Below are 26,075 nucleotides of genomic sequence, written 5' to 3'. Positions count from 1 at the left end.
AAGACACCAGGCGTACGCTTGGTTTCTACTACTTATCTATCCGGTGCGTGCCTCAACATATATTCATCATACAAAAAAAGTATTGACCCTACAATCAAACCATGATAGATTTTGTTCATAAATAAGAATATTTATTTCATATTAGTGAACTTCATCATGTAGCATCAGAATAATATATGTAACTCAATCCTCATCAGGTGGTGTTTTCAATGAATTCTCCTTATATACATGAAGTCCGATTACCGTCTCATTACAATCCAGATCAACGTTATCCTGTCATCTTCGCCTTACATGGCATGGGATCAGATGAGCAAGATATGCTTCGTTTGATGGAGCCTATGCAGTCTGATTTTATTATCGTCGCCATCCGTGGACCAATCGTTCAGGGTAGTGGTTATGCTTATTTTCAGATCAAAAGCATCGGCAATCCCATCCGTGAATTGTATGATGCCTCCGTGCTGGGACTGCAACAGTTGATTGTTGATCTGTCCGGCAAATATGCGATTGATCCCAAGCGGCGTTACATCGCCGGATTCAGTCAGGGTGCCATTATGGCAATGACCCTATCACTGATCATGGGAGATGCCATTAAAGGCATTGTAGCCATGAGTGGGTACATCCCGCAATTTGTGAAAGACGAGTACAAGCTGCAACCCGATTCGGAACTGTCTGTGTTTATCTCGCATGGGGATCAGGATCATCTATTCCCGCTGCAACTGGGCGAAGACAACGCCAATTTCTTCCGTCAACATACCCATCACGTCACGTATGTACCTTACAACGGTGGGCATCAAGTGACACCCGATCTATATCAACAATTCCAACAATGGCTCCGGATAGATGCAAATGTGACTACCGAAGACCCGAAAGGACTGAATTCATAATGATGCCATCCCTGTTTATTGCTCACGGTGCCCCATCACTGGCACTGGAGGAGAATGCGTACACCGAATTTTTACAGAAACTCGGACAGGAACTGCCAAGACCCAAAGCAATCGTATTGTTCTCTGCTCACTGGGAATCCACAACTCAGCTTGTATCCTCGGTAGCCAATTACGAAACCATCTATGATTTTGGAGGTTTCCAGCCCGAGCTGTACCAGATCAAATATCCGGCTCAAGGAAAGGCAGAAACCACTGCCGAAGTAGAGCAGTTATTGCAAAAAGCCGGGATTCCAGTACAGACGGATGATGTCCGTGGCCTGGATCATGGCGCTTGGGTCGTTCTGCGCTTGCTCTACCCGGATGCGGATATTCCCGTAATTGCCTTGTCTGTGAATCGCTATCTGACAGGTGAGCAGCAATATCAGGTCGGACAGGCGCTCGCTTCCTTGCGTGAGCAAGACATTCTTGTCATTGGCAGCGGCGGAACCGTTCATAACCTGCGTCGATTGAACTGGGAAAGTAACGGCGTTGACCCGTGGGCATCCGAATTCGACAACTGGCTGCATGACAAGCTGGTGAGTTGGGATACGGAGTCTCTCTTCTCCTATGATAAATTGGCACCTTCAGCTCAAGCGGCCGTACCTACGCCGGAGCATTTTGTACCACTACTGCTCGCCATGGGTGCAGGTCATCAAAACAAGCGGGCATCGCTCCTGTTCAAAGCCTATCAGTATGGCAACCTGAGCTTGTCCTGTTGGAAATTTGATTAAAGAGGACGATGTGAAAAGCTAGTTTCATTTATATAGTTGATAAATAAGTAAGCGTGGGTTACAGGGGATTGCCCCTGTAAACCATGCTTATTTGTTGTTAGGAGCGACTTTCGTGAAAGCTGTACATCATTGATTGGGATGGAGCCAGGTGTGCTAATTACGCAACAACCGCCTTAGAATAATGAGACCATTGTAGTATGTAAAGCAAGGACTCCGGTTTCTTGTGTGCTTTTGCGGCTTATAACTATAATATGAGGTGAAATCAAGGCAGAGTTTGCTCGTATAACACTCGCCATATTATCTGAATAGCTCATACGGAGGGGAATTAGATGCCAGAACAGCGTATATATGAATTGATGGATGAACTGGATATGTTGCTGGAGGAGAAGGTACAAGATGAGGAAAACCGAGAGCTTCTGGAGGCATATCGCCAGTTTGAAGGGGTGACGGATGAGCAGCTTGACGCATTCGAGCGGGAACATGGTGTTCGTTTACCTGCTGATTTTCGTGCGTTTTATAAACGTAAAGATGGAAGCGGTTATGGCTTTCACGTCTTGTATCCAAGCCTTGAGGAAGGACGGGAAACTGAGCCATTCTACCTGTTGTCCCTGGAAAGGATTCAAAAGGGGCAATCCACGCTGGTGGAGAACCGCATGGAAGATTATTTTACCGAAGAAGAGATCGGAGAACTTGATCCCCGAATCAAACCCTACCTTTTTCAGAAAAAATGGGTTGCGTTTGGCATGCTCGGCGGTGGGTCACTGTATCTGATGTTTGACTTTGATCCGACAGAAGAAGGTTCGTACGGGCAGATTATTATGTACATACATGATCCGGATTTTGTATATTACGTGGCTGGGACATTTACGGAATTGTTGGAACAGTCCAATCGTAATCTACGTGCCTTGGAGGCTATTGAGTACTAAGGAAGTGTAAATTACTCCAACCGTAATCTCTCCACTTCCTGTAAATCTCATGAATCCATGATGATATGATCTTTTTTGCATAATGCTGGGATATGTCAAAGCGGTTATAATAACATTTAGTTGAAATGCACAACCTATGTAGATTAGGACTACCTTTTCTACACATTACATTGATCTGGGAGGAACATACGAAGTGGCTGAACAACCAAAGTCTGAGAGCTTTATGTCTCTCGTCAAAAAGGGGAACACCTCCTCCGCCGTTGCGATGGCAGGTAATGCGGTACTTGCTGTGTGCAAAGGGGGAGCTTTCCTATTCAGTGGCAGTGGCGCCATGTTCGCTTCGGCGATGCATTCACTCGCTGATGCCATTAACCAAGGGTTTGTCTTTGTCGGAAGTGTGTTGTCCGAGAAAAAACCTACACGCCGCTTCCCAACCGGATTCGGACGGGTCATTAACATTTTCTGTATGATCGCTGTGATTGTCGTGACGATTATGGCCTATGAGACCATTCATGAAGGGATTCACTTGCTCCAGCATCCTGCCGGTCATTCCGGGGGACTCTGGATCAATATCGGTGTGCTCCTCTTGAACATCCTGATTGATGGGGCCATTCTGATCAAAGCCATGAAGGAAATCCTAAAAGAAGCACGGGCACCCAAAGCCGCCGGATTGGCCCTGGTCCCTGCTGCCATCAAAAATGTAGGCCGTGCTGCGCCACCAACCCGTCTCGTATTTTACGAAGATGTTGTCGCTGTACTGGGTGCCACGCTCGCGTTAATCTCTGTCGTGGTCATTGCCTTAACCAATTTTGCATTGCTTGATGGCATTGTAACCACGATTATTGGATGCTTGATGATCGCTGTAGCCTTCCGTGTCGGTTACGATAATATGATCGGATTAATTGGTGTTGCGGCTCCGCAGGATATTGAGGACAAAGTATCCCAGACCATTCTGGCAGATACGCATGTTGCCGATATTCAGATGATGCGTATCATTCAGGAAGGCCGTTATTATCATGTGGAAGGTCTGATTGAGTTAACCAAAGGACTCAGCCTGGCGGATGCGGATGACATCAAGTTCCGGATTCAGGAGAAACTGATGACGAACCCCGACATCGCAGATGCAGCCATCTCCATCATTGAGGATGACGGCGTGAACAGCTGGGGCAAGAAACATTCGGATGTGGTGAAATAACAAGCTACGTTTTGGATAAAAAAAATGACAGAACCCACTCTTCAATAGAGTGGGTTTTTAGTATATTCAACTATATACTCATTTATAAAGAGGTCGTTGCCCTTACATGCTTACCTAGACTTTGGTCTAGGTTCACTTTAACTCCAAAGACGGAGGATAGACATTTCCACTTCATGGTATGCTGTGAGTAACGAAAGTAATTGATCTACATACGACTGTTCGGAAATTGACCTTGTATTGAGAAGGAGAGATATTATGGCTAAACGTACGATCCTTGCGCCTGTTCTCATTTTGCTGGGCGTGTACCTGATTCTGAACCAGGGAGGTTCACTCGGTCCGGGTACGATCTTTGCGACCTTCTGGCCCACGTTATTCGTGATTCCACTAGGACTGTTCTTCCACTGGCTCTACTTCTCCATGATTGGCAGAGGGGTTGGACTGCTGGTTCCCGGTGGATTGTTGCTCACTGTGGGTATTGTCTGTCAGATCGCCATGCTGTTTAACAACTGGGGTACGATGTGGCCGGGCTTCATTCTGGCTGTAGCTGTGGGTTTGTTTGAACTCTACTGGTTCGGTGGTCGGAACAAATGGTTGCTGATCCCCATCAACATTCTGACGGTTATCTCGCTGCTGTTCTTCGCTGTGATGTCGATTGGCACGATGCTGAGCAGTTTGAGCTTTATCCAGCCTTTTGTAGCGATTGTACTGATTATGGGTGGGGCTTGGATCATGGTGGGTCGCAAAAAGCGCATGTAACCCTTTATTCGTTTCCACTTGATCACTGCGGTGACAGAACAACTTCGGATCGCTGTTATCCCCGGATTTTTTTGATTCCCCTTTACAATGGGAAAATCCGGTGATAAAGGCGAACGCTCTGCTTCCTTCGTTTGTTCTGTCCCCTCCGTTAACGTGTACACGAAAAAACATAACCTACGCTTTTGCTCTGAAGTAGGTAATATAAAAAGGGTAGCTGCTCGTCATTCAAGTGAAATGACGAGCAGCTACCCTTTTTGTCTTTTTTGAGGATCTAACGAACTGTGTACACGCTATTGGCGGTTATTTACTATGCATTTTAAACTCCAGGAACAGGTCATTATAATGCGAGAGCATTTTTTTGCCCAGATTATCGTAGACCTCCAGCTTGCCTGTCAGTGTCTCGTCTGGATAGAAGCGCTCATCCTCGGAGATGTCCTTTGGCAGTAACTTCAGCGCCTCAGCGTTTGGCGTAGAGTACCCGACATACTCGGCATTGCGAGCGGCATGGTCGGGGTCCAACATGAAGTTGATAAACTGGTGTGCCCCTTCAATATTAGTCGCCGTCTTCGGAATAACCATATTATCAAACCAGAGGTTTGAGCCTTCTTCCGGCACCATATAATCAAGCTTGTCGTTCTCATCCATAATCTCCGACGCATCCCCGGACCATACAAGTCCAACTGCCGCTTCCTCGTTCGCAAGCAGCATCTTGATCTCGTCTCCGACAATTGCTCTGACGTTCGGCGTCAATGTAGACAGCTTCTTCAGTGCTTCTTGCAGATGGTCTTCGTTGGTATCGTTCAGGGAATACCCGAGACTGTTCAATCCCATGCCAATGACTTCGCGTGCGCCATCCAGGAGCAGGATTTGATTTTTCAGACGTGGGTCCCACAAGTCATTCCAGCTATCAAACGTCAACCCGTCCACCAGCTCAGGATTGTATACAATCCCCACCGTGCCCCAGAAATAAGGAATGGAGTACTTGTTGCCTTCATCAAAGGACAAGTCCATGAATCGCGGATCAATGTTGTCCAGGTTGGTTAATTTGCTATGATCGAGTGGCACGAGCAGGTCTTCTTCTTTCATTTTGCTAATCGCATATTCAGAAGGAATCGCCACATCAAACGTCGTACCGCCCTGCTCAATCTTGGTCAGCATCGCTTCATTGGAGTCAAACGTCTGATAGATGACTTTAATGCCTGTCTCATCCTCAAACTCCTTGAGCAGATCAGGATCGATATAATCGCCCCAGTTATAGATGGTTAGTGTGTTGCCGCCAGAATATCCCTGACTCTTGTTCAGATACGAAGCCAGGATCATCAGGGCAAACGCGGCCAAAAAAACAAGCGCAAATGTCCGTACCAGTTGCTTCATGGTCGCAGCCCCTTTCCTCCGGGAGGTATCCGTGTTGCACGGCGGTTAATGAAGTAATATCCAACCACCAGCAGCACCGTGAGCAGGAATAACAGGGTAGACAACGCATTGATGGACAACGAAACGCCCTGCCTTGCTCTGGAGTATATCTCTACCGAGAGCGTGGAGTATCCATTACCCGTGACAAAGAATGTTACTGCAAAATCATCGAGCGAGTACGTCAAGGCCATGAAAAATCCGGCAAAAATACCGGGTTTCACATATGGCAGCACCACACGCGTCAGAATCTGCCATGATCCAGCGCCCAGATCGCGCGCCGCATCCATCAGTGTTGGGCTCATCTCCTGCAGCTTTGGCAGTACCATGATGACGACAATCGGCACACTGAATGCGATATGAGACAGTAGGACCGAAGTGAAGCCCAGTTTGATGCCAATCATGGTGAACAGAATCAGGAATGAAGCACCAATGATGACATCCGGACTAACGATGAGCACGTTATTGAGTGACAGCAACGTATTCTTCGTTCGTTTGCGACGCACATGGTAGATCGCCAGTGCTCCTGCTACACCAAGGATCGTCGAAATCGCCGATGACAGGAGTGCAATGATAAATGTATTCAGCACAATGATGAGCAGCCGTGTATCGGCGAACACCTCTCTGTACCATTCAAGCGTGAATCCTTCGAAGCTGCGCATATGACCGCCGCTGTTGAAGGAATAGAAGATCAGATACGCAATTGGTGCGTACAGAATGGCGAATACAACGGCCAGATAGACGTTAGACAGCTTTCCGTTTCTTCCCATTACGCACCTCCTTCTTGCCTGATCCGGTCAGGAACATAATAATCGCCATCGCAATAATCAAAAAGACGGCAATCGTTGACCCCATCCCCCAGTCCTGGGTGACGAGAAAATGCTGTTCAATCGCTGTTCCCAGCGTAATTACACGGTTTCCCGCAATCAGGCGGGTAATCATGAACAGGGAGAGCGCAGGAATAAATACAGCCTGACAGCCTGATTTCACTCCGCTAATCGTCAGCGGAAAGATCACCCGGCGGAATGTCAGCCACGATGAGGCTCCCAGATCTCGCGCCGCGTAGATCAACGATGGATTCATCTCTTCCAGCGCATTGAAGATCGGCAGAATCATGAATGGAATGAAGATGTACACCGAGACAAAGATAAAACTGAAGTCGGTGAACAAAATCTGCTGTGTGCCAATCCCCACCACTTCAAGCAAGGAGTTGGTCAGACCATACGTTCCAAACAGGCCGATAAAGGCGTACGCTTTTAACAAAAGATTGATCCAGCTTGGCAGAATGATCAGCAGCAACCACAGCTGCTTGTGCTTCGTCCGGGTCAGCATATACGCCGTTGGATACGAGATCAGCAGCGAGAACGCCGTAATCAGAAATGCATACCAGAACGAACTGAGCGTCATCTGCAAGTACACCGGCGTGAAGAACCGGGCGTAGTTGCCAAACGTGAAGTTACCCTCCACATCGAAGAACGAATAATAGATGACCAGCAGAACCGGCGCCACAACGAACAACACCATCCATAATACATACGGAATCAGATACGCATTGCGTGTGCTGGCCTTAGTCTGCATGAGCGGCCTCTTGATAAGCTTCGAGTCGTTTGTCGAACTCTTCTTCAGTCTCGTTAAAGCGCATGACGTGCACCGCTTCCGGGTCAAAATAGAGTCCAATCCGCGCGCCAACAACGGCTTTCTTCGTTGAATGAACAAGCCACTCATTGCCCGCATCGTCGTACGTGGATATCTCGTAATGCACCCCGCGGAATAATTGGGAGTCCACATTGACCTTGAGCTTGCCCTGTTCTTCCGTTGTAATCTCCAGATCCTCTGGGCGAATGACAATCTCTACCGGCTCGTCCGGCTGGAGACCCTGATCGACACACTCGTGCTGTGCGCCAGCGAATTCCACCACAAAGTCCTGCTTCATTCTGCCCGATACAATGTTCGATTCCCCAATAAAATCCGCTACAAAACGGTTAATCGGCTCATCATAGATATCGTTCGGTGTACCGCTCTGTTGAATGACGCCGCCATTCAGGACAAAGATCTCATCCGACATCGCCAAGGCCTCTTCCTGATCATGCGTAACAAAGATAAACGTAATACCCAGTCGCTGTTGCAGCTCCCGCAATTCATACTGCATCTCGGTCCGCAGCTTCAGATCGAGTGCAGACAAAGGCTCGTCCAATAACAGGATTTCTGGCTCGTTCACAATTGCGCGTGCGATCGCAACACGCTGCCGCTGTCCGCCAGACATTTCGCCAATTTCACGGTTTTCATAACCGGACAGATTGACGAACTTGAGGGCTTCCAACACTTTGCTGCGAATTTCAGCCGTTTTCATCTTTTTGATTCGCAAACCAAAAGCTACGTTCTCAAATACATTCAAATGTGGAAATAACGCGTAATCCTGAAATACGGTGTTCACCTGCCGCTGGTGAGCAGGCACCCGGTTAATGAGCGCACCATTAAAATAAATACTGCCCTGAGTCGGCTCCGCAAAACCGGCAATCAGCCTCAATATCGTTGTTTTTCCGCAGCCCGATGGGCCAAGAAGCGTATAAAATTTACCCCGCTCAATCTCAAAGCTGACTGCCTTCAATACGGCTTCATCCTGATCGTATTGCTGAGTCACCGCTTCGAAGCGGATAATCGGTTGTTGTTCTGACATGCTTCACATCGCCCCCTTATACTTGAGGTACCTCTTTAATTCTGTACACTTTCGTTCATGCATCCTTATAGATAACCCATCTATTATATATGATTCAGGTATAACCGCAATGGTTTTGATGTAAACGCCGCGTGTCATTTTCTTCTTATTCTCAAAAATCCTGCATACATTACGGGTATATGTCGATATCTACGCATTCCTTTGGGATATGAAGCACGTTTGGGATTCCATTTTATATGTGAAAGGAGTCTTGGCTCTTGGATATTCGTCGTAATCTGCCTTTGCTGATAACGATTTGTTTCCTTAGTCAGATGGGCGGGTTCATGATCCTGCCCCTGTTTCCTTTGTTTATTGAGGAATTTGGCCTGTCTGGCTGGATGATGGGGGTTATTTTTGCGCTTTTCTATGTGGGGAAAGTGATTGGTGGCATTCCTGCTGCGGCAATTTATAAGAAACTCGGGGGTAAACGTGCTCTCATCCTCATGCTGTTACTGCTCGCTGTCTGCATGGGTGGCTTTGCGGTGTCTACTGCTGCGGTGTTGTTCGGCCTGCTCCGACTGCTGCAAGGGCTGGCTTCCACCGGTCTTACCGTGGTCGTGCGTTCCATCATCGGAGATGGGGGCAATGCAGACAACCGCGGACTGTATAATGGATATATCAGCAGCAGTGAGGGTGGCGGAATGGTGCTCGGTCCGGTTATTAGTGGCTGGCTCGCGCTGCACTGGCCTCTGTCAGTTCCTTTTCTGCTTGTTACGTTATGTTGTCTGATGGCTGTGGTCGCTGCGATGGGAATGAAGATGACGGCACCTCCTTTACCTTCAACAACATCTGGTGCACTGCATAGGCAAGGTACAGGTATCTCCCAATCCAATCAAGCTTCCGGCTCAATAACGATTAGCCCAACTACAGAGCTTACCCAGCGTCAGCAGCTTCTCGGCTATGGTACAGTACATTTTCTGGAGATGAGCGCCTATGCGGTGTTTCTCACCTACTTCGCATTGTATGCAGCTCACATCATGCATTGGGACCCCTTTGCAACCAGTCTCGCCTTCACTGTATCCGGGATTTCTACGCTTGCCGCTGCACCCTTTGTTGGTTATCTCTCTGACCGGATGGGGGATCGTCTGTTGCTATGTATGCTCGGCATGTTCCTGATTGGCATCGAAGTTGCTGTATTTCTAAGCACGTCATCCCATCTATGGGTCTACGTTGGCATGCTGATTGGCGGGGTTGGCGGGGCATGTTACATGGACTCGTTCTTTGCCCATGTCGGTGATCATATCCCCGATGAGAGTCGAAGCTCTGTCATAGGCAAAATTGTCTCTGCGGCTGAGATCGGCTCCATCGTATCCCCACTGGTTGCAGCGCTGCTGATGGAGGTTGGTTCGCTGTACTCCGTGTTTGTGTTCAATCTGGTACTAATTGCGGTAGCCATTGCCGTTCAGGGTATGATGCGCAGTCGGTACCGATTGAAAGAGGGGTAACCCTGCCTTTGAAAAAAGGATCACAAAAAATAACCCGTCTGCACAATTTAATGTGCAAACGGGCATTTCATTGGTGCATCCCCGGCCTGTGGCTGGGGATGCTCTACCTGTGCATTCTGCTGCTCACTGCTTCGCAGTTCTGCGGCAGATGCCACGCCATCTTTCAGGGTATACGCCTGATCCTGATGGAAAAAGTTCGGCTTCACAATCTCATTGCGATACGAGCTGTGGAAAATATGCGTCGTCGCCGGGGAGACTGGCGGAATCAGCCACACCCAATCCCCGGTCAGCTCACGCCTAGCCTTCTCTTCCCGCTGTTCAAAGAGTGCAAACTGCGCTGCCGCCGTGTGGTGATCGACAATGCTCACGCCTGCTTTCTTAAACGAATGCAGCACAGCGACATTTAACTCCACCAACGCCCGATCCTTCCACAGTGTCGTTTCACTTGACGTATTCAACCCAAATGCTGCGGCCACCGCAGGCAGCTTGTTATAACGGAACGTGTCCGCCAGATTACGGGCGCCAATCTCCGTACCCATATACCAACCATTAAACGGCGCTGCCGGGTAGGATATACCGCCAATCTCCAGACGCATATCGGCAATCATCGGCACACCATACCAACGCATACCCAGCTCAGCAATCTCCTTCTGCTCCGGGTGCTCAATCATCACTTCCACAATCTCTTCTTCGGGTATAACATACCACTCTGGCGCTTGTCCTTGTGCCTGAATGATGAGCGGTAACACATCATAAGAGCCACCTGTTCCTTGCCAGCCAAGTGACATGGCTACCTTGGTCAGCTCCACGGAAGCAGGATCGCCAATAATGCCTTGCTCTGTCTCATATCCTGCATAACGAATGAGCTGATGATTCCAGACACGTACCGGGGCTCCATTCGGACCATCCGGAGGAAGAATTGTAATCATCGGAATGACCTTGCCTCCGTTGGATGCCACATGAATATGATTCAACACAGCATCCGCTGCCGGGCCTGCCGTATCGGCATGACGGGCATCCACAATCCGCAATTTATCCCAGAACAGCCGCCCGATGCAACGGTTGCTGTTCCGCCAGGCCATTTTGCAACCCTGCTCCAATTCTTCTGTGGTATGCACATAGGTACCCGTTACTTCGATCTCCTCCATAACAGCAACAAGCCGGGCCTGCGCGTCTTCACGCGAATGGCCCAGCTCTTCATAACATGTATATATAAACCGTTCAGCTTCTTCCTGCAATTGTTCCAGGTCTGACCGCATCATTCATTCCACCATTCTGTACATCTTGGATGCCATCATTATACGGCAAGCGCACTGGATTTGTAAGCGAACGGGCACTTTGTTCACGGACTCTACATATCGTTGTCAGGATGAAGGGTAACCTTGCTTATTTGCCCAGAAATGCGTTTAACATCCAGACCTCTTTATCCAGCGCAGCGGTGAAACCAATTAACATATCTTCTGTTGCGTTATCTTCTGCTTCTCCCGCTTCGTGAATACCTTGATGAATCACTTCCACCATGGTACGCAGATCAGCAACCACCGACTCTACCATACGCTCAGCAGACAATTGGCCTTGTACCTCTTCAATTGGAGACAGACGCAGCTGTTCAGCCATCGTAGCCACCGGACGTCCACCAATGGCAAGCAAACGTTCTGCAACTTCGTCCATGTTCGCCGTAGCCAGGTTGTACAGTTCTTCGAATTTGGCATGCAGTGTGAAAAAATGAGGTCCTTGGACATACCAGTGGAAGTTATGCAGTTTCGTGTAAAGTACGGACCAACCTGCGATCTGACGGTTCAGGACATCTTGAAGTGCTGTGGCATTGTTAGCAAAAGTGTTGTTTCTAGTTTGGATTGTGCTCATGGAATTTATCCCCTCTCGAATATAAAAATAGAATGTAAATGATTGTTATGGCGCTGCTTTGATTCATCGTTTTAATTTAGACTTAATCTAAATCTTGTTTTAATTATAACACTGCATTTATAGTTTGGGAAGGCTTTTGCACTGTCTTGTGAATGAAGATTCCATGAAGTACAACTTCATAGAATCAACGGCACAGGCGTTAACGAAATGAGAGTTGTAAACAAACTATTCCTCAACGATTGGAGCTATGATAGACTCATCTGATTGGGTTTCCATATTATTTTGGATTAGGATGATACCATCATAAGGAACGTTGCCCTTGTAGGAAGTTAACTTAGTCACGATTGCGGAGGTAAACATGAGGATATTTCAATTTAAAGAAGAGTCAGGGAAAAAGATTACCCAATTTGATTCTAATTTCGTCATGTCACGTATTACGCAGACTGACAAAACAGCTCATATCGGATGTATGCACTTGCCTGAGGGTGGAGTAGTAGGTTATCACCAAGCTGTGGTTCCTCAACTGCTTTTGATCGTAAGTGGAGAAGGTTGGGTTAGAGGCGAAGCAAACGAATACATTAAAGTGCATTGTGGGGAAGCCGTACTCTGGGATAAACATGAATGGCACGAAACCAAAACAGAAGCTGGACTCATGGCCATTGTAATTGAAAGCGAAGAGTTAGACATCTCATTATTAATGCCTTTATAGAAGGTATAACGTAAGAAATGAAGTCTTTCTTTAAACACTAAAAAGCAGACCTGCACCTAAAACGGTAACAGGACTGCTCCTTTCAACAAATATCTCCTTAAACTCGGAAAACCTCAAAAGTCAGAATACGACTGATCTCTTCATAGCTCGATGCTACAAAATGAGGCTGATGATCGGATTCCGGCAGCGCCTCCCGATGATTGAACCAGATAACCTTCCAGCCTGCATCCACTGCACCTACCACATCATTACGCCACGAGTCTCCGATGTAATAGCTGGAACGGGCATCTGTCCCGGACTGCTTACTCACATATTCAAACAATCTGCGATCCGGTTTCGCATAACCAGTCGTACCAGAGATGAAGATCAGATGCTCGTCCACGAGACTGAGCACATCCAATGCTTCAAGCTTGCGCCGCTGATGCTCTCCTTCTCCATTGGTGATTAGTCCAACGGTATGGCCCTCTGCCTGAAGCCTTCTAATTAGCTCATAGGCTCCTTCAAAAGGCACAATCTCAAACTGTCTGCTCAGATACCGAGCTTGCAGTTCTTCAGCCTGACCTGGTTGTAGGGCGAGTCCAAACTCCTCCATCGTCAGCTCAAACCTCCGACGGCGCATTCGCTCCACCGCATCCGGCTCCGGTACAGCAGACAGATCTTCTTGTGCAGACAGCCAGTCACTGTAATAACGAAAACGGTGATATGCCTCAGCATAAGGGAAATCATCCGGCAAGCCGAGAACGTCCTGCAACGCGCCACGAATCGGCTGTAAATGATCATATAAGGTATCATCCACGTCAAAAAATATGGTTTTAGCATGATTTATTTCATTCATAATCGTTTTCTATCCTCCTGCTATGAGTCCAAACATTCTCTTCTTACTATATATGTAATCCTATGCCTCGTCCAAAAGGGATTTGGTAGACGTGGACAATCAATAATTGCTACATCCCAGTTACTGGAATATAATTTATTAAGGATCACATCCAAAATGATTAAAAGGTGGAATGAACATATGAGTACTACAGTAGAGAAATGCACCGATTGTGGAAGCACATCTTTCGTACAGGCATCCGACTTCATTAATCTTCGTCCAGTGGATAAGAAATTGTCGATTGGTTCAGAAAGAGTATATACCGTTTGTTTGGATTGCGGAGAAGTGGTCTCCATTAAGGTGAAGAATCCAGAGAAATTAATATAAACAGGGTTCGTATTAACTATAATTATTACAAGAACATAATAATACGTATATGAATTAGCCAAAAAGAAGCCCCGGTTCACTTGAGTGAACCGGGGCTTCTTTTTCTTATAGAACACACCAACGATATAACAACGAATAATCTAATCAATCATCGGAAGAATACCACCAGATGTGTCTATCCCACTTATACAATCAACGATACAACCTTACCTGCATTTACATCAATCAGGCCATGGTCAGTGATCTTCAGAGCTGGACTTACCGCAAGAGAGTGAGTGCTGATCGACATGATCGGGTTGTAATGCACGTAACCAAGAGACAACATGGCTGCACGCAGTTCCTTCACTTGATGGGATACCACTGCGAGTGGTTCTTCCGTCAGAATGCCACCTACGGGAAGTTCCAGATGGGACAGCACCTTGCCATCTTCCACCACGCAGAAGCCACCCTGGCTCGAAATTACGGTGTTAGCTGCCAATATCATATCTTCACGATTACGTCCTACAACCAGCAGGTTGTGATTGTCATGTGAATATGTCGTTGCAATGGCGCCTCGTTTGATGGTGTCTCCACCGATCAAGCCATGTGCTCGATTGCCGTTCACACCATAACGTTCAAAGGTCGCGATCTGCGCATATCTGCTCTCTTCCCAGCGCAATTCGCCATCCGAAGACTGAACCGGTGCAATATGTTCTTCCACAAAAGTAGAACCATCCTTCACCATCATGACACGGCAATGGTACTCACCTTCACCAGCGAGATCAACACCTGATCCACTGACTTTCGGGTCGGACAACTGAATAGCAAAATCTGCTGCCCCCAGTTTCTCTAACTGCACACTCTTATAGAAGTGAGGTGGGAATTGCCCGATGATCCGTTCCTGCTTATACGGTTCGTAATCGTCATAAGCTTTGCGGCCATTTTTGTACACCTGATCAATGGAGAGATCATGCAAGTTGGATACCAGCACATAATCGGCCACTTTGCCAGGGGCAATGCTGCCGCGATCGGTCATTTTCATCCGGGAAGCAGGGGTAGACGTTGCTGCGTAGATCGCATCTTCCGGACGCATCCCCATCTGAATTGCCTTGCGTACGATATGATCCAGATGACCACGCTCCACCAGTGAATCCGGCATCACATCATCTGTGACGAAGCAGAAGTGCTGCGCCACATCATGTTGAATCAGATACTCCATGACTTCGGGCGTCATCGATTTCTCCTGGATTTCAATAAACATACCTGCTGCAATCCGTGCCTGTAATCCCTCAATGCTCTGGTGGGTATGATCGGAATCAATACCTGCGTAGATCAGTCGATGCAGATCGAGTCCAAGCAGTTTCGGTGTATGACCTTCGATCACGAGATCAGGATAGTTTTTGCGGATATGCTGTAAAATCTGGTTCGTCTTGCACTCCGGATCACGGATGACATCGACATAGTTCATGATCTCACCCAGACAGATAATCTCGCCAGTGGCGAGCAGCACGTCCATATCTTCGATTTCAATCGAACCACCTGTCGTCTCCATCGGGGTTGCCGGAACGGAGCTTGGGATCGCATAGAACATGTCCACCGTCGTCTCTCGACTTGCAGCCATCATCTCCTGAACTCCTTCAAGCCCAAACACATTCGCCATTTCATGCGGTTCTGCAACAATGGACGTTACCCCGCAGCCAATCAAGCCATGGGAAAAGGTTTCCGGTGTCACCATCGTACTTTCAATATGCAGATGGATATCGATCAAACCAGGAATCATGTATCTTCCTCGTGCATCAATGACTTCGTCTGCCTGAATCATCTCCGGTCCACCGGGTCCAACATATAGGAATCTGCCGTCCAATACAGCAGCGACGTTGTTCATTTCAAACCGTTTATAATAACTGTTATACACATGTACATTCACAATCAGTTGATCTGCACGCATGGGGCATAATCTCCTTCTTCACAAGCATTTCACTGCGATCCGAACCGGACAATGAACCTGCACTTTAATCTGCTGTGCTGCACATGACTGCGCACCACCGCCATCATCCGGAATCATCGCATGAGTTGCTTTCTTCGCTGCTCTTATTTCTTCAAGCTATTCCATACATTCATAGCTACTCTACCAGTACAAGCTTGTCCTGTGGGAAGATCAGGCTAACACGCTGCCCGCTAAGGTACGGTGTTTCCATCTCCTGATTGGCTGTAAAGTCACCCAGTTCCGTCTCAACTACATACTGATAGCTGCGTCCCAGATACGTGCTGACTTTGATAATGCCCGGCAAAGCGTTCACCACATCCGCAGAGGTATCACCACTTACGATCAGATCATCCGGGCGAATCGCGCCTTTACGTGCACCGGGACGTGCTGTTCCGGGATGTGCTGTTGCTGTAAATGTGCGTCCACCCGCATGTAATGTGATGACTTCACCTGCATCGCTGCGATCCGCGAATTCAATAAAGTTATGGAATCCAATGAATCGTGCGACAAACTCCGTTGCCGGATATTTGAAAATCGTTTCCGGGCGGTCGAGCTGCTCGACCACACCTTTGTTCATGATGGCTACCTGATCCGAGATCGAGAAGCACTCTTCCTGGTCATGAGAGACATACAACGTTGTAATGCCCAGCTCTTGCTGAATCCGGCGAATCTCCACCCGCATGTTCAGGCGCAGGTTCGCATCCAGGTTACTGAGTGGTTCGTCGAACAAGAGCAGGTCAGGCTCAATAACCAATGCGCGAGCAATGGCCACACGCTGACGCTGTCCACCAGACAGTTCTTGTGGAAAACGTTTCTCAAATCCGTTCAGGTTAACCACTTCCAGGATTCGCATTACACGGGAAGAGATATCCTTGTCTTTCACCTTGCGCATCCGCAGGCCAAAGGCCACGTTGTCATAGACAGACAAATGCGGGAATAATGCATAACTCTGAAATACAAATCCGAAGTTGCGCTTGTTCGCCGGAACCTTCGTATAATCCTTGCCGCCGAACATAAACTTGCCCTGTGATGCTTCCAGAAATCCGGCGATGAGGCGCAGCGTAGTTGTTTTGCCGCAACCGCTCGGTCCGAGCAGGGAGAGCAGTTTACCTTTTTCCAGCTCCAACTGAAAATCCTTCAGGATTGTCTGCTTATCGTATGCCACGGATACGTGGTCTAGTGTCAGCAATGCCATAGCGTTCTGCGCCTCCAATTAACGTTTAGTAAAGTATGAAAATCCGCCCATGATCCGTTCGATCACGAACATTAAAAGTCCGGTTAGTACCATCAATAGCATGGAAATCGCTGCAATCGTTGGGTCAAAGTAATTCTCCACATACGTCAGCATCTGAATTGGCAATGTACTTACCCCTGGTCCGGTCATGAATACCGAGATGTCCACGTTGTTGAACGATTCTAGGAAGGCAATCAACACCGCAGCGATAATGCCTGAGCGGATGTTGGGAAGCACGATTGTGAAGAACGTTCTCACCCGTCCCGCCCCAAGACTCAGCGCAGCTTCTTCCACGGCGAAGTCAAAGCTCGACAGACTCGACGCGATAACCCGAATGATGAATGGAAGCATGATAATCGTATGACCAATCAATAGTCCAAGGTACATCGGCAGATGGTAGATTACGATCAGATATTTCATCAATGTAAAACCAAGCACGATTCCCGGGATCAGTACCGGGGACAGGAACAGTGCGTTCAGCACGGACTTGCCTTTGAAATCGTAACGACTGAGTGCATACGCAGCCGGAACTCCAAGCACCAGTGCCAACAGGTTCCCCAGCAAGGAAATGATGATGGACGTCTGGAACGTGCGGAGGAAACCGCCTGTGTTGAAAATATTCTCATACCAGCGGAAGGAGAACCCTTCCGGCGGAAATTTGAGTACCGTTCCCGGTTCAAACGAAGTGATCGATATGATCAGAAGCGGGCCCAGCAGAAAGATAAAGACCAGCAGACTGAACAGGCCCAGCCCGATATGTTTCTCCCGCATATGTCTACCCCTTCGGATTTAAAGTTTTGGCCATTTTGTTCATGACACCGACCACGACAAATGTAATCACAATCATAATCGCGGCAACAACCGAGGCCAGATACCAGTCGTTGAGGGTCATGGCGTTCTGATACAGGAACGTAGCAATCACGCGCTGCTTGCCTCCAAGGAGGGCAGGTGTGGTATACGCCGTCAGGCTTCCGACAAAGACAAGCACGGCTCCGATCACAAGTCCTGGCACAGCCAGCGGGAATACAACCCGGCGGAATGCCGTAATGCGCGATGCGCCGAGACTTTGCGCTGCCTTGAGCAGGTCACCGTCAATGTTCTCCAGCACGCCCACCAGAGAGATAATCATCAATGGCAGGAACAGATGCGTCAGACCGATCATCATCGCTGCTGGTGTGTACAGAATATCCAATGGTTTGTCCACGATCCCCAGACCAACAAGGGTGTTGTTGATCAGCCCTTTGCGTCCAAGGATGATCATCCAGCTAAACGAACGCACGACCGGGCTGGTCAGCAGTGGGAAGATCGCCAGTGCCAGCAAAATGCCTTTGCGGCGCGGCGCTTTCTGCGAAATATAATAAGCTGTCGGGAATCCGAGCACCACACAGACGATGGTGGTGACCACGCTGACTTGCAGCGTCGTAAGCAGTATTTTCAAAAAGTATGGGTCTCTGAAAAAATGCATGTATCCTTCAAACGTGAAGGAGTTTTCTTGGAAAAACGTCGATCCGATCGTCAGGACAATCGGAATGATCATAAATGCCGCCAAAAACACGAACCCCGGCAGCAATAGCCAGTAGATTACTGATTTTTTCATCGCCATACTCCTGACTTGTAAATTTAATTCGAGATTGATACTTGAGTACTCCGATTGCAGTACCGTCCTTCGATCCCTGTTATCCCCCGATTTAATGATTTATTTTCATAGGTAAAAATCGGGGGATAAAGGGGAACGCTTCGCTTCTCCAGATCGGTTCTGCACTCTCCGCAATCGTATAAATATCTAATTGGGGCAGAGCAACTACGCGTTTAACGCGTTGATAAACAGTTCAAGGAACGCTTCTGCGTCTACGGTTTCGCAGACGAGGGTGTTGGGCTGCTCGCCCAAACGGTTTTGGAAGTCGCATACCATCTGGCCATCGCACAAGCGGCTGGCGGTTTCGACATCGACGTAATACGATTTGCGTCCAACGAGTTCGGGGGCAAGGGCTACGCCCACGGCCAGTGGATCATGCAACGCGCAAGCGCGAACACCGTTCATTTGTTCATACCGGTTGATGTAGATCTCCGTGCTCTGAGCCACGTACGCGCGCAGTGCAGGATCGGTGAGACGCTCAATCGTTGCTTCATTCAACAGCGTTTGACGCGTCACATCCAGTCCGACTTGTGTAAGTTTCTCGATGCCTGCGTGCAATACGATGCGTGCCGCCTCTGGATCAGCGTATGTGTTGTACTCGGCTGTCGGCGTAATGTTGCCATGTCCGCGAACCACGCCACCCATGAAGATAACTTCCTTCAATAAAGAAGGCAATTCAGGACACTTCATCAGCGCGAGTGCCAGATTGGTTAATGGAGCAGTCATGATCAATGTCAGTTCGCCTGGATACAACTTGGCTTGCTCCACGATAAAGTCCGGCGCAAAACCTTCCTCGGCTTGCTTGGACACCGCCGGATCAGGCAGCGCACCGCCCAATCCGTCCTGTCCATGTACCCGGTGTTCATAATGCGACTTGCGAGTAAGGGGTCCTGCCGCTCCAGCAATCACCGGAATTTCAGGTGCACCCGCAAGTTCAAGGATTTTGCACGTATTCTCTGTTGCCTGCTGGAGTGATACGTTCCCACAGACTGTGGTGATACCGAGAATGTCCAGCTTCCGGCTTTTGACCGCCAGCAAAATTGCCAGTGCATCGTCAATCCCCGTGTCCACATCCATAATGATGCGATTCAGCGATTCACTCATCCGTTCTCAACTCCTATACGGTGATTGGTTGCTTGCTGCAAATGATAAGTTGAACATGTTGATCCAAGAAAACTTTTAAGTCAGTCGGTTACTTGTTTTTATTGTGCAATCTCGCGGTTCCAACGATCTGTCCAGCCTTTAACCTGTTGATTGACGAATTCCATATCCAGCTTGTTCAGTTTCTCAACAACGTCAGCACCGTAGGTTACGCCTTCTGCTTCTTCAGCAGTCAGTTCAACCTTGGTATTAACCGGAGAGTCAACTTTAGCTTTAGCAGATTTTGCTTGTACATCTTGGCTAAGCTGCCAGTTAATGAATTCTTCAGCCAGTTCTTTATTTTTGCTGCCCTTCACGACATTGATCGTGTTCATCACGGCATATGCACCTTCGCTCGGTGTAACAAACTTCGCATTAGGTACGGCTGCTTTCAGGTCTTTGAAATACATTTCCATGATCGGTCCGCCTGCAATCTCCTCCTGGGAGAACATGTTCACGAACTCGGACGTTTGGCTATAGAATTTCACCACATTGCCGCTCAGTTTTTTCAGTTCAGCAAATGCCGCATCTTCATTAAACGTATCATTACCAGCTACACGAGAAGCTGCATCCACAACCATCGGGCCTGCTGTCGCCGTAATATTCGGGATAGTCAGATTACCCTCAAACGCCGGGTCCCACAGGTCACTCCATGAAGTCACTTCTTTGGAAACCAGGTCCGGGTTATAAGCAATTCCAAGCTGTCCAACCGTGTAAGCCGGGCCATAATCTTCACCAAGCGGGGCTTTGGCAATATCATAAATGTCATTTACATTTGGAATTTTGGAGCGGTCGATTTTTTCAAACAAACCTTCATCAATACCTTGTTGTGCATAGTAGTCAGACAGGTAGATAACATCGACATTGGATGTACCCTGACGAATTTTGTTCAGACGTTCAGCGTTATTGCCGACTTCCAGTACGATGTCTACATTATGTTCTTTTTCAAAAGGACCAAATACCGATTCATTGAAGAAATCTTCGGAGAAGCCCCAAGTGGAGATAACCAATTTGGTAGCTGCTGTTCCCCCACTGCCTGATCCACCTGCTGCATCCTCTGTGCTGCTGCCACAACCTGCAAGTAATACCGATGTCATTGCCACTGCTGCCAAACCGCTAATCCACTTTTTCATCATGATCCTGATTCCCCCTGATATATGTGTTTTAACAACCCAACCAATAAGTTGAACTAGCTTGATAACACATCTTACGTAGAAAACAGAAAGAACCTGGAGAAACGAAGTGTTCGCCTTTATCACAAGATTTCTCCCTTAGATAAGGGAATAAAAGAAATCTGGGGATAACAGCGATTGAAAGGTCTTTCTGATTTTCGAAGAATATGATGTGTTATACAGGGCTAGTTCGACTTAAAAAACAAAAAGAAAAGCATTCTTGTATAAACAAGAACACTTTTCTTCGTAAACAAAGGAAAGCGACACCCGCTGCCGGTACATCATCGGTTTCTGCTTCAGAATCAATCCGAAGACAGACGCCATCATATGAAATTGTACGGAACCTGATCATGGATCCGGGCCATAACCTTCGTATGCTTCAACAAGAATCTATCCTGCCGATCCATCCTAGGCCTGTTCCAGAATCACATTCGTGATCGCCCACTGGGTGGACGCATCATAATCCCGCAATATAGCTTCAATTGGCAAACCCATGTGTTGCTCGAGCTTCTCCCGGAATTTCTTCTTATATAAGACAGACATGCGGAAGTCCACTTCCAGCTTTAAGCCGGGGGCCTCCCCTTCCAGGGCGTCAGAGCGCGGTGAACGTCGGTGCTTCGCGTAGAAGGTCACAATGTTCTGGTCAATGGTCACTCTCAGGAGAGTGGTGCCAAATCCGAACAGTTCCTTCGAGATTTCGTTATAATACTGGCACATCTTCTTCTTGCTCTCATTGCTGTCCAGTAGTTCCATGAACTCACCCACATCTCTTACTACCGTACATTCGACGTGTTAACACGATTGATTATACATAAATCTTCTGAAATGAGCAACCCAAAAGATATACTTAACATGTAAATTACACACAGAAGCGAACGATAAGATATTTGCCTCCAAAAAAAATTCGTCTTAAACCGCAGTAAATTTACATTAATATGCCTGCATGTAAGTCCTATACTATTGTTACTTCTAAACTACGTTTTAATACACCGTGTTCAAGTCTTCGTTTCAACTTTCCTTAAAAGGGTATTAATTCCTGCGAAACATAGACAAACTTCGTCAACAACCGTTAAAATGAGACACAATGTTAACATGCTTTTATTTTCTAGAAATTGGAGGCTTATACCATGCAATGTCCAGTATGTAACCACGAAAATGGAGATGCCCAGTTTTGCGAGAGGTGCGGATCTAATCTAACGCAAACTAACTCTTCACCCTCTCTTGTAAAGAACCCGGAATCTGCTGCTGCTTCAGAACCTGAATATACTCGCTGGTCCAGTACGCAGAACACATCTTCCGAGACACCCGTTCGACCGAACACAACATCCGTCTCTACTCAGAAACAACAGACAACAGAATCAACAGGCACCCATGATCATGCTTCTGCAGGAGACAACAACTCCAATCAGTGGAATAATATCGTGCAGAATGAGAAAGTTCAGCAAGCCAAAGAAGTAAGCAAACAGTATCTATCCTATTTCCTCAGTGTATTAGCTCGTCCTTATCAGACGATGAAAACCGTTGGCGACCAGCATTCACTAAACGGATGGCTAACGATGGCACTGATTGCAGTCCTATCTTCTACATACTTCTTAATTACCTTTAGTCGCATAGGCATGGACGGCTTGTTCATTGGTGGATTTGTAAGGCCGCTATTGTTCACCGTCATTATCCTGATTGCCTCAATTGCACTGATGTACGCTATTCTGAAAATTGAAAAAATAACCTTTCGTCCCAAAACATTGGTTGCCCAGTTCGGTACATTGCTTGTTCCTGCTGTCGTATCCCTTGTTCTGGCGAATCTGTTTATTATCATCTCGTATTCCATCGCGATCGCCTTGCTTGTGATCTCGTACATCATCATATTTGTCGCTCTGAACTCGGTGCTATTCCACTATCCACTGAATCGTACCAAAGCGGCCATCGACAGTATGTACAGCGTACTCATCGCCAATGTGGTCGTATTCTTTATTCTGTATCGATTGTTGGGTGAGGTTATTATGGGACTGATCGGATTGATGCTGTCGCCGTTTGGTCGTCTGTAAACATTATCCTCGTTATCCATAAAATTGTATTGAGGCGCTCCCTGCTCACGTGGGGAGCGCCTTTTTTTGTTTTCCAAGGCAGCATTGCACTGTGCATGTATCATACACTATAATGTGTAGTGCAACAGGTATGTTCTTATTGACGTAATAAACCAATCCAGCAACTCCCCGTTACGTAATGAAAGGATTCATCGTTGTTACCAACACTACATTATGTAGTGTTAAATTCACTCATTTTACAAAGAAAGCAGAGGGACTCTCTATGGACATGACCAATATGAATCATATGCAAATGGAGCATGAGGCAGGTACATCCTACCTGTGGCTCATCGTTGGTGTAATTGTGTTACTGTTCTCCATCGCCGCCTATATCTGGGCATCACGCACACAGGGCAAAATCCTGGGCCACATGAAAAAGAAAGAACGGGCGGACATTCAGAAAAAAAGTCGATCCCTTCGGCTGTCTGCACATGTAATGATGGCTGTGTCGATTATTACGTTTGGCCTGTTCTTCATGCAAGGAGCAGGTAAAACATATAATGTAGCCGATCTGGAATCCAACGCGACAATCGACGTGACGGACGATAAATATTATGGGGCTGACCATACGGAGGACCCCATTCAGTATGAGATGACAATTCCAACATCCGGGCCGCATAATCCGCATGATATCAAGTTTGGATTTTACACCGACTTCCCGGGCTATAATTACCTGGTACACAATCTGGAGCACGGGGATATCATCATCTATTATCGTGAGAACGCAAGCGAGGACTTGAAGGAACATCTGAAATACCTCGCCAAATTCCGCGAAGCCGGAGCAGGTATTCTGGCTGTACCCAACAAGGATATTCCCGAAGGCAGTGAAGTCGTGGTGACCGCATGGACCAAAACGATGAAACTCGACCAATTCGACGATGCCAAAGTAGGTACTTTTATCAATAAATATATTAATCAGGGACCGGAAAAGATTCCTGCCTCTGTTCGCCAGGGCGGCGGAACAATGTAATGGCGTAATCACTCAGTCATGTGAAGGCATCAAGTCGTAACCATGAAGCTTGTACCAATAATGTACTTGGTCAATATAATATTAAAACGTAATTAGCTCCCGGATCAAAATTGAATTGGGGGCTAATTCTTTATCGCCCGGATGCCGATATTTCAAGTAGAAAACTGTATATTTGATATACAATACATACGAACCAAAGAAGCGACAAACACCATCTAAAGAGACAAAGAGACGATTCATCCAACAGATCAAGGGGGAACACTTTTACCAATGAACAGTTTGTTTATGCGGATCTTTTTATTTTTTTCCTGTCTGATGCTGGCCGCGGGTGCGGTTCTTGGCATTACCATGTACCGTTCATCGGCGCAACTGGTCGAACAATCCATGGGGATGCAGGCACAGGCTGTGGCTGAACGGGCAGCTGCATTAATTGATACTTCTCTGTATGCACCACTCAGTACCGGACAGAACAAGACAGCGTATTATGGCACATTGCGTGAGCAACTCAGTCAACTGCGCGAGGCCAATGGGCTCAAGTATCTGTATACACTGGGTACACGCGAAGAAAATGGAACTAATACATATTTCTATGTTGTGGATGGGGCCGCTGCCGATGTGGCAGAGGACGACTTCTCCCCTTACGGTTCCGCAGAAGAGACCCCTTACGCGGGTATGTTACAGGCTTTTGAGCAGAATGAACCTATTCGAGGCGAACTCACCCAGGATGACTATGGAGCTACCATTACAGCGTATGTGCCCATCCATGGGGCTGACGGAAAAGTGTTGGGGTTAGTCGGTGCGGATCTGGATTCCACTGCGGTCTATGAACTGATGTCTCGCAACCGTATGACCATGATCTGGACAGCGCTCGTTATTGTGCTGCTCAGTGTCTTGTTGGTGTATGGATTCGCACACTACTTGACCCGCCCGTTGGTGAAACTGAAGAAGTTGATTACCGAAGTGGGAAAAGGCGACCTGACCGTCAACGTCGAACTTGGACGAAAGGACGAAGTCGGACAGCTGGCTTCCGAATTCAAACATCTGGTCACAGGTACCCGTGATGTTATGACGGGCATCCGTCAAAGTTCCGATTCTCTGCTGCAAGCCGCAGAAGGTGTATCGAAACACTCGCAGGCAACTGCCGAAGCGAGTCAGCGTATTGCCGAGCATACCCATCATACAGCCAGTGGAGCTGCCGAACAGGTGGCACGAGCAGGCGAAGTCACCGTTGCCATGGAAGAGATCACGCGCAGCATGCAGCATATTGCGAACTCTTCTTCTATGGTCGCGGATGTCTCGCAGGAAACGACCAATAATGCGGTGCAAGGTCAAGCCAACATCAACACGGCAATAGACAGCATGGACAAAATTCATCAAGCGAATGTGCAGATGGTGGCCTCCACCTCTCAGCTAGAGCAGTACTCTGATAAAATTGAGTCGGTTGCACATCTAATGAAGGGTATCGCTTCACAGACCAATCTGCTCGCCCTTAATGCGAGTATTGAAGCGGCTCGTGCAGGAGAGTATGGCAGCGGGTTTGCAGTGGTTGCCTCAGAGGTTCGCAAGCTTGCGGGGGAATCAGAGCAATCGTCCCAGCATGTCACCGAACTGATCGCCGAGATGACACGTCAGACTTCCCTGTTGTCAGAACATATGTCAGCAAGCACATCTGCCGTACAGTCCGGTCTCGCTGTTGTACAGGAAGCAGGTCGTTCGTTCACATCCATTCATACCGGAATTGAGACGATGAATGAACGTCTGCACGAAGTATCCGCAGCATCCGAGCAGCTGTCTGCCAGCGCAGAGGAAGTGTCCGCTTCCGTGGAGGATATGGAGCATATCTCGCGCGAATCCTCTTCCAGTATCCAACAGGTGTCACACGCTACCGGAAGCCAGCTGCAATCCATGGATGAGATGAGTGCATCCGCTGAATCCCTCCGGGTACTTTCCAGTGAACTGAACGGGCTAATTAGTCGATTTAAAATATAGCGGGCA

General features: G+C 47.7%; 25 protein-coding genes. 11 read left to right on the top strand and 14 right to left on the bottom strand.

Annotation, left to right across the window (positions count from 1 at the left end; genetic code table 11):
* Positions 1-209: 209 nt before the first annotated feature.
* The 5 genes from ACX9NY_RS25830 to ACX9NY_RS25810 all read left to right on the top strand — a co-directional run bounded on the left by ACX9NY_RS25830 (position 210) and on the right by ACX9NY_RS25810 (position 4,531).
* Positions 210-884: an alpha/beta hydrolase gene (locus tag ACX9NY_RS25830; RefSeq protein WP_342571286.1), complete on the top strand. Its 675-nt coding sequence runs from the start codon at positions 210-212 to the stop codon at positions 882-884.
* A complete protein-coding gene (locus tag ACX9NY_RS25825; RefSeq protein ID WP_472475881.1) occupies positions 884-1,654 on the top strand; it encodes a DODA-type extradiol aromatic ring-opening family dioxygenase in 771 nt (256 codons plus the stop codon). Before ACX9NY_RS25830 ends, ACX9NY_RS25825 begins: the two co-directional genes overlap by 1 nt.
* Before the next feature lie 329 nt (positions 1,655-1,983).
* Complete coding sequence (locus ACX9NY_RS25820; protein ID WP_472475879.1) at positions 1,984-2,580, top strand: SMI1/KNR4 family protein; 597 nt, start codon at positions 1,984-1,986, stop codon at positions 2,578-2,580.
* A gap of 193 nt (positions 2,581-2,773) precedes the next feature.
* Complete coding sequence (locus ACX9NY_RS25815) at positions 2,774-3,775, top strand: cation diffusion facilitator family transporter (protein ID WP_472475877.1); 1,002 nt, start codon at positions 2,774-2,776, stop codon at positions 3,773-3,775.
* Positions 3,776-4,030: 255 nt separating this feature from the next.
* Complete coding sequence (locus ACX9NY_RS25810; protein WP_017691802.1) at positions 4,031-4,531, top strand: hypothetical protein; 501 nt, start codon at positions 4,031-4,033, stop codon at positions 4,529-4,531.
* 300 nt (positions 4,532-4,831) lie between these two features.
* On the opposite strand, the gene ACX9NY_RS25805 is transcribed toward ACX9NY_RS25810, so the two are convergent.
* The 4 genes from ACX9NY_RS25805 to ACX9NY_RS25790 are packed head-to-tail and all read right to left on the bottom strand — an operon-like array spanning position 4,832 to position 8,618.
* Positions 4,832-5,905: an ABC transporter substrate-binding protein gene (locus tag ACX9NY_RS25805; RefSeq protein ID WP_472475874.1), complete on the bottom strand. Its 1,074-nt coding sequence runs from the start codon at positions 5,903-5,905 to the stop codon at positions 4,832-4,834.
* A complete protein-coding gene (locus tag ACX9NY_RS25800) occupies positions 5,902-6,711 on the bottom strand; it encodes an ABC transporter permease (RefSeq protein WP_062836831.1) in 810 nt (269 codons plus the stop codon). The genes ACX9NY_RS25805 and ACX9NY_RS25800 overlap by 4 nt, the downstream gene beginning before the upstream one ends.
* On the bottom strand, positions 6,686-7,519 hold the full coding sequence (locus tag ACX9NY_RS25795) for an ABC transporter permease (RefSeq protein WP_017691799.1): 834 nt from the start codon (positions 7,517-7,519) through the stop codon (positions 6,686-6,688). Before ACX9NY_RS25795 ends, ACX9NY_RS25800 begins: the two co-directional genes overlap by 26 nt.
* Positions 7,509-8,618, bottom strand: a complete 1,110-nt coding sequence (locus ACX9NY_RS25790) for an ABC transporter ATP-binding protein (RefSeq protein ID WP_124116634.1) — start codon at positions 8,616-8,618, stop codon at positions 7,509-7,511. Before ACX9NY_RS25790 ends, ACX9NY_RS25795 begins: the two co-directional genes overlap by 11 nt.
* 257 nt (positions 8,619-8,875) lie before the next feature.
* Here ACX9NY_RS25790 and ACX9NY_RS25785 point away from each other — a divergent pair, with 257 nt between their 5' ends.
* On the top strand, positions 8,876-10,102 hold the full coding sequence (locus ACX9NY_RS25785) for an MFS transporter (RefSeq protein ID WP_472475871.1): 1,227 nt from the start codon (positions 8,876-8,878) through the stop codon (positions 10,100-10,102).
* Positions 10,103-10,149: 47 nt separating this feature from the next.
* Here the strand turns inward: ACX9NY_RS25785 and ACX9NY_RS25780 are convergent, their stop codons facing one another.
* Together ACX9NY_RS25780 and ACX9NY_RS25775 are read right to left on the bottom strand one after the other, a co-directional pair.
* On the bottom strand, positions 10,150-11,361 hold the full coding sequence (locus ACX9NY_RS25780) for a nitric oxide synthase oxygenase (protein ID WP_472479408.1): 1,212 nt from the start codon (positions 11,359-11,361) through the stop codon (positions 10,150-10,152).
* A 127-nt stretch (positions 11,362-11,488) separates the two neighbouring features.
* Positions 11,489-11,968 (bottom strand): Dps family protein, encoded by a 480-nt coding sequence (locus ACX9NY_RS25775; RefSeq protein WP_339238446.1) that lies wholly within the window; start codon positions 11,966-11,968, stop codon positions 11,489-11,491.
* A gap of 358 nt (positions 11,969-12,326) precedes the next feature.
* Between ACX9NY_RS25775 and ACX9NY_RS25770 the strand changes: the two genes are divergently transcribed.
* Positions 12,327-12,677 (top strand): cupin, encoded by a 351-nt coding sequence (locus ACX9NY_RS25770; RefSeq protein WP_339257792.1) that lies wholly within the window; start codon positions 12,327-12,329, stop codon positions 12,675-12,677.
* 97 nt (positions 12,678-12,774) lie between these two features.
* Here the strand turns inward: ACX9NY_RS25770 and ACX9NY_RS25765 are convergent, their stop codons facing one another.
* Positions 12,775-13,512: an HAD family hydrolase gene (locus ACX9NY_RS25765; protein ID WP_339257793.1), complete on the bottom strand. Its 738-nt coding sequence runs from the start codon at positions 13,510-13,512 to the stop codon at positions 12,775-12,777.
* Positions 13,513-13,692: 180 nt separating this feature from the next.
* On the opposite strand from ACX9NY_RS25765, the gene ACX9NY_RS25760 reads away from it, so the two are divergent.
* Positions 13,693-13,878 (top strand): hypothetical protein, encoded by a 186-nt coding sequence (locus tag ACX9NY_RS25760; protein WP_339257794.1) that lies wholly within the window; start codon positions 13,693-13,695, stop codon positions 13,876-13,878.
* 184 nt (positions 13,879-14,062) lie between these two features.
* On the opposite strand, the gene ACX9NY_RS25755 is transcribed toward ACX9NY_RS25760, so the two are convergent.
* From ACX9NY_RS25755 to ACX9NY_RS25725, 7 genes are all read right to left on the bottom strand, one after another.
* On the bottom strand, positions 14,063-15,805 hold the full coding sequence (locus tag ACX9NY_RS25755) for an adenine deaminase C-terminal domain-containing protein (RefSeq protein WP_339257795.1): 1,743 nt from the start codon (positions 15,803-15,805) through the stop codon (positions 14,063-14,065).
* A gap of 175 nt (positions 15,806-15,980) precedes the next feature.
* Positions 15,981-17,039 carry an ABC transporter ATP-binding protein gene (locus tag ACX9NY_RS25750; protein ID WP_339238458.1) on the bottom strand — a complete coding sequence of 353 codons (1,059 nt, stop codon included), beginning with the start codon at positions 17,037-17,039 and terminating at the stop codon, positions 15,981-15,983.
* An 18-nt stretch (positions 17,040-17,057) separates the two neighbouring features.
* The gene (locus ACX9NY_RS25745; RefSeq protein WP_124116640.1) at positions 17,058-17,849 is read right to left on the bottom strand and encodes an ABC transporter permease; all 792 of its coding nucleotides are present in this window, start codon (positions 17,847-17,849) and stop codon (positions 17,058-17,060) included.
* Between the two features lie 4 nt (positions 17,850-17,853).
* Positions 17,854-18,675, bottom strand: a complete 822-nt coding sequence (locus ACX9NY_RS25740) for an ABC transporter permease (protein ID WP_036612869.1) — start codon at positions 18,673-18,675, stop codon at positions 17,854-17,856.
* A 204-nt stretch (positions 18,676-18,879) separates the two neighbouring features.
* A complete protein-coding gene (locus ACX9NY_RS25735; protein ID WP_339261538.1) occupies positions 18,880-19,806 on the bottom strand; it encodes a nucleoside hydrolase in 927 nt (308 codons plus the stop codon).
* Between the two features lie 110 nt (positions 19,807-19,916).
* Positions 19,917-20,987, bottom strand: coding sequence for an ABC transporter substrate-binding protein (locus ACX9NY_RS25730; RefSeq protein ID WP_339243229.1), 1,071 nt, complete (start codon positions 20,985-20,987; stop codon positions 19,917-19,919).
* Positions 20,988-21,434: 447 nt separating this feature from the next.
* Positions 21,435-21,779: a Na-translocating system protein MpsC family protein gene (locus ACX9NY_RS25725; RefSeq protein ID WP_017691786.1), complete on the bottom strand. Its 345-nt coding sequence runs from the start codon at positions 21,777-21,779 to the stop codon at positions 21,435-21,437.
* 374 nt (positions 21,780-22,153) lie between these two features.
* On the opposite strand from ACX9NY_RS25725, the gene ACX9NY_RS25720 reads away from it, so the two are divergent.
* The 3 genes from ACX9NY_RS25720 to ACX9NY_RS25710 all read left to right on the top strand — a co-directional run bounded on the left by ACX9NY_RS25720 (position 22,154) and on the right by ACX9NY_RS25710 (position 26,069).
* A complete protein-coding gene (locus tag ACX9NY_RS25720) occupies positions 22,154-23,071 on the top strand; it encodes a hypothetical protein (protein WP_472475867.1) in 918 nt (305 codons plus the stop codon).
* Positions 23,072-23,333: 262 nt separating this feature from the next.
* On the top strand, positions 23,334-24,080 hold the full coding sequence (locus ACX9NY_RS25715; RefSeq protein WP_339238462.1) for a DUF3105 domain-containing protein: 747 nt from the start codon (positions 23,334-23,336) through the stop codon (positions 24,078-24,080).
* A gap of 270 nt (positions 24,081-24,350) precedes the next feature.
* Complete coding sequence (locus ACX9NY_RS25710; protein ID WP_339238464.1) at positions 24,351-26,069, top strand: methyl-accepting chemotaxis protein; 1,719 nt, start codon at positions 24,351-24,353, stop codon at positions 26,067-26,069.
* The last annotated feature ends 6 nt before the right edge of the window (positions 26,070-26,075 follow it).

The organism is Paenibacillus sp. CB74 (assembly GCF_055687625.1).
This window is presented reverse-complemented; position numbering and strand designations above follow the sequence as displayed.